Source organism: Proteus myxofaciens ATCC 19692 (assembly GCF_001654855.1).
Classification (GTDB): Bacteria; Pseudomonadota; Gammaproteobacteria; order Enterobacterales; family Enterobacteriaceae; genus Proteus; species Proteus myxofaciens.
Window position 1 is genome coordinate 1 of the sequence record NZ_LXEN01000028.1, and the last position, 3,345, is coordinate 3,345.

A 3,345-nucleotide genomic window follows, 5' to 3' on the forward strand; every position below is an offset into this window, starting at 1 on the left:
TAGAATATTGGCGAGCTTTAGCCTCATCCCGGTGTTACGTTTTCATCATTATAGCACTTTACGGCTATGTCCGCGTTTCAACCAGTGAGCAGGATCTTACCCTGCAGACACAAATTCTCCTCGCTGCGGTTGTGCAGAACCTTCACGCCCTAAAGGACGTGAAGGATGTCAAGTAATCACTTCATGAGTTTTAGGATACTTGTCCCCAGGCGCTAATTAATGTTAGTGCTGTATCAGTAAACTCAGGATCCGCCCGTAAAGCAGACATAGCATTAAGTTCACTTTGGGTAAGCAATCCAAGTTTTAATAGCAGAGGTGTAGCCTGAGCAGTAGTTGCTGCCCAAAAATTATCTGCTGGGCTGTTATCGCCAATTTTACCGTCAAGAGTACGAGAACCAATTTTAGATAAGCCTCTCGTCTCTAATAGATAAGGAAGAGAATCAGCCCAAAACATGTCAGAACCAACCGATTGCTCAAGAAGTGTAATACCAGCACATGCAACTTTTCGAAATAGTGGGTTCGTTGTTTTTAAGCTAGGTTGTAAACTTACATCTTCAACTACTAACCAGCCACCAGGTCGAATCCAACGAGTTATTCGAGTCAATACATTCTCACGTTCTGTAAGATGGCATAGTAATGCTCGAATATGTACTACATCGAAAGACGCAACAGGAAAATCATCAGTCACAACATTATGTGTTAATACTTGAATATTAGGGATATCATTTAGAAATCGAGTGTCTATATCTGTAGCTATAATGGTTGCTCTAGAGTATCTGCTTGTTAGCCAGCTAGCGAAGGAACCTGCTCCAGCGCCAACATCAAGAATAATTGGTTTACAGGGAAGCTCTAATTGTTCAAAAGTAGCTTTACTTAAGGGATCAAAAGCATTCTCCAGATAACGAAGTCGGGCTAATTGCCCAGTGTGTTGATCATCAAGATAACTTTGAGTGTAGCTAGTTTTTCCAGAGATATGAGTACCGTTCATAGCATAACCTCGAGCTTTTTAGGGCAACGGTTCAAGAACCCTTGTTTAACTGGCTTAAATCCCGAGGCCCAACATATGTTTGGAAAAGCTTGTAGTAACATATTAGCGCCAATGGTGATCTCCATCTGCGCTAACATAGATCCTAGGCAGAAATGTTTTCCTGCCCCGAAAGCAAAATGGCTTGAGGTCTTATTCGGGCGTGATATATCGAAGATATCCGGCTCAGGGAATCGTTCTGGATCACGATTTGCAGAACCAATTAAGCAGGCTAAAGTTGCTCCTGCTGGAATTGTTCCTGATGGTAAAGAGAGTGTTTCAGTGGCTTCTCTGAGTACGAGTTGTAGCGGGGGATTGCGTCGCAAAGTTTCAGCGTATGCGTTTTCCATTAGATCTGGATTATCTAGCACCATATCCTTGATTCCAGGTTCATTTAATAAATTAACAATCAAATTCGCTAAAGCACCATGACTCGTTTCACTACCTGCGGTCATTAGAATTGCGCAATAGGCTTTAATAAATCTATCGGATAACGGTTGGTCATCAATTCGAGCATCTAGAAGGTGCGATATTAAATCGTTTGAAGGGGAGATACGACGAGCTTCAATATATGGATCTACGAAATTATAAAAATTATCTCTATTAGATAAGCCTCCTGTTAATAATGCTGGGTCTTGCCTATAGTTGCCTAGATACTCAAAACCGATACTACACCATTTTTTTATTTGTTCTATTTCTTCTGAAGTTTCAATAGGTAAACCCAATGCTTTAGCCATAACGAGTACAGGTAATTCAGAGGTGAAATCTGTAATTAAATCAACACGAGATTTACCTTTCATTTTAGCGAGCAGATCACGGGTGACCGAAGTAATAGAATCTCTAAATATTTCAAGTGATTTTCCACGAAATTTAGGACTAAGTAATCCTCTATGATGAGCATGTTCACAACCATCCATTGCGACAATTGTACGTCCTAGTAATGGTCCGATCTGCCACATATAGTTATTAGTACTCACTTTAGAATTAGTTAATACCGCTTTGATATCTGCATGTCGGCTGATAAGCCATATATCAGTAGTTTCATCATAGGCAATAGGCATTGTGGTACGTAAACGTTCATACAATGGGTAAGGATCGATTTCGAATTGACGAGATTTTAGTGTCGGAGGTGTAAGTTCTAGATTAATCTGTCGTTTAGATGACACGATAGATTCATTAGTTTGCAGATGATAACGAGAAACTGTTTTATGCCAATCTCCCGAGGCACGAATAATACGGTTTAGACGACTAGGATCAACCTCGCTAGATATTTGATAATTTATTAGCTGAGCTATAGTATCCGTGAATTGAATAACTTTATTTTTTAGCATTTGATGTGCAGATTCGATTGCCATAGGCCAGTCATTGCCATTAGTAGTGGCTAAGACAGATACAAGGTTGAAGCGCTCCCCACACACAACATCTTTAGCGATCGAATATATGTCATTTGTCCATGCAATAATGTCAGCACTATATTCACGAAGGTTATTCCACCACTCAATGTTAGCTGAATAGGCACAAGGATAAAGGGATTCTGCGCCATCAATTAGATCAAAAAAGAACAATGAACCAAAAGAATTACGGCGCAATGGTAAATATTGCTCCAACGTCAGTGGCATATTCGCTTCACGGATTTGCACCAATGCGGCTTGTGCGTGTAGATGTTGAATTAAATTCTGTAACAACTGATGTTGCCAATGTTCATCTCCCCAACTCTGGATTTTTGGCCATAAATATTCAGCTAAGACAAGAAGCATTGGGTCATCAAATTGCCTGATTTTATCGGGGTATTCAGTGAAATTATCATTAGCTGTCACAGTCTGTACTGCGATGATAAAATCATTTAAAACTCCATTTTCCGCCCAAGGTCCATCATCAATACGATCATCAAGAATTAGAGCCCAAAGATACCAACATACTAGAATTTCTGAGCGTTCTGTGGGTGCATTTCCACATAATGCAATTCCTAAATCAAGTAGAGGTGTTGTACTCAATCGATCAGCACCACGTCTACCAATCAAGCCGTATTGTTGTGCCCAAATAAGAGCTTTTCCTCGTAAATACTCACTATCTGAACGTGATGGAATAGCAGAAAAAGGAAATTGAATATCAGGTATTATTAGTAATGTTGAAGGGATATTATCTTTTTTCTTAGATACATGTTTCATCCATTGTATTCCTTGTAGATTACGTTTTTATTAACTATAGTAATATAGTAAGCGAATAACTAAATGCTATTTAATTCGCAATAATGCATCATCTGAGTCTGAGAATCTTAAATGGAACCTAAACCTTCATATATTCGTTATATTTTTATATGG

At 39.2% G+C, this 3,345-nt stretch carries 2 protein-coding genes and 1 pseudogene; 1 reads left to right on the forward strand and 2 read right to left on the reverse strand.

The features are described from left to right. Positions 1 to 50: 50 nt before the first annotated feature. Positions 51 to 155 (forward strand): annotated as a pseudogene (locus M983_RS17350) (recombinase family protein); the annotation flags it as partial. Positions 156 to 190: 35 nt separating this feature from the next. On the opposite strand, the gene M983_RS03105 reads toward M983_RS17350, so the two are convergent. Further along, complete coding sequence (locus M983_RS03105; RefSeq protein ID WP_066746897.1) at positions 191 to 988, reverse strand: class I SAM-dependent methyltransferase; 798 nt, start codon at positions 986 to 988, stop codon at positions 191 to 193. Beyond that, positions 985 to 3,192: a cytochrome P450 gene (locus M983_RS03110; RefSeq protein WP_066746900.1), complete on the reverse strand. Its 2,208-nt coding sequence runs from the start codon at positions 3,190 to 3,192 to the stop codon at positions 985 to 987. Before M983_RS03110 ends, M983_RS03105 begins: the two co-directional genes overlap by 4 nt. Positions 3,193 to 3,345: the final 153 nt, after the last annotated feature.

What these genes read in the sequence shown, in the direction of transcription:
- M983_RS03110 (WP_066746900.1), bottom strand. Translation starts at nt 3,192, where the DNA reads ATGAAACATGTATCTAAGAAAAAAGATAATATCCCTTCAACATTACTA.
- M983_RS03105 (WP_066746897.1), bottom strand. Translation starts at nt 988, where the DNA reads ATGAACGGTACTCATATCTCTGGAAAAACTAGCTACACTCAAAGTTAT.